Here is a 1,530-nt window from a genome sequence, read left to right as displayed (position 1 = left end):
CGGCGGCCGGCACGGGTGCGGGCGCCGTGACGGCGGGGGCGGCGACCGATGCGCCGGCGGAGCCGGGCACGGCCACGACGTTCCAGCCGTCGTCCGCAGGGGCCGCCGGCGGCGCGGCGACCGGGGGGAAGGACACATCGGCGCCCGAGGTGCCGAAGTCGTGGATCGGCTCGAGGTCGAGCGGTTCCTCGCGCACGGGCGCGGGCGCGGGCGGCTCCGCGGGTGACGGATCCGGGGAGGACGGGTCACCGGGCGGGGGCGCGACGGGCGCGGGTGCCGAGGACGCGGCAGGAGCGGACGGGGCCGATGCGTCCCCGTCCGATGGCGCGGAGGGGGCGGGGGCCGCCCGCCGCTCCGGCGCCGGGTCCGGGGTCCGGGGTCCGGCGCTCGGGGAATCGGACGTCCGGGGTCCGGGGGCGATCTCCCGGGTGCGGATGACGCGGTCCTCGGCGATGGCGCGCCGCAGCGCGGCCTGACCGTGGGTGCGGGGCTCGCCGTCGGGCACCGCGTCGCGGCGCACGTCGTCGACCACCGGGGGCTCGCCTGCCGGAGCGGACGGAGCCGAGGGGACCGGCGACGGCACCGCCGCGGAGGCGACCGGACCAGGGGCAGGGGCAGTCGCAGGGGTCGGTGCCGGCTGGGGCCGAGGGGTCGGCTGGGGCTGATGGAGGGCCTGCGGAGAGCCCTGCTGCATGTCGTCGTAGGGGTCCGGCGGGTACGGGTCGTCGGGCTCCGGGGCGAAGTCCGGCTCCGGGGCATGGTCCTGCTGCGGGGCGCGGTCGACGCGAGGGGCGGAGGCGGCGGCGACGCGCTCGCGCCATCCTCCCTGCTCGCGGGTCTGCTCTCTCGACCCCGCGGGGCGCGGCTCGGGCGCCCCTGCCGGTGCGGCGGCAGGAGGGGAGGCCGCCCCCGCCGGGCCGGCCCCGGCAGATCCCGCTCCCCCGGCAGGTCCCGCTCCCCCGGTGCCGCCTCCCGGCGTGCCGGGGCCGGGCCCCGGGATGCCGCTGGAACCGTTCCCCGGCGCGCCTCCGGGACCCGGGTCCTCGCCGACGACGGCCTCGATCGCGAGGGCGAGGTGGGTCACGCGGCGGACGGCCTCGGCGAGGTTGTCGACGTTGGCACCGCGGTGGAAGGCCGAGAGCAGCCCCGCCGTGCGGAAGCCGATCACGAGGGTCGAGCCGCGCACCTCCTGGACATGCCCGTTCTGGGAGACGAGCGCCCAGACGGGCCGACGGATCTGCTGCAGCTCGTCCATGATCGCGGACCAGTGCCCGCGGACCGCATCGGCCGAGATCGATCCCTCGGCGGCGGGACCGGGATCCGCGGCAGGGGCGGGTTCCGGAGCAGGGGCGGTGTCCGGGGCGGACGCGGGCTGCGGGGCCGGGCCGGAGGGGGCCTCCGCCGCCGCGGCGGGATGCTGCCGGGCGGGGGCGGGGCTCTGCTGCATCCCGCCTCCCGGAACCGCGACCTGGCCCCAGCCGTCATCGGCAGCCTGGCTGACGGTCGGGGCGGCGGCCTGCTGCGGGGCGG

Annotated in this window: 1 pseudogene; it reads right to left on the bottom strand. The window is 79.9% G+C overall.

The features are described from left to right. Nucleotides 1-1,530, bottom strand: a pseudogene (locus tag ACFFF6_RS19900) (hypothetical protein); the annotation flags it as partial.

Source organism: Brachybacterium hainanense (assembly GCF_042434575.1).
GTDB classification, from domain to species: Bacteria; Actinomycetota; Actinomycetes; order Actinomycetales; family Dermabacteraceae; genus Brachybacterium; species Brachybacterium hainanense.
Note: the sequence above shows the minus strand (reverse complement) of the source record. Positions and strands in the feature narration are given on the sequence as shown.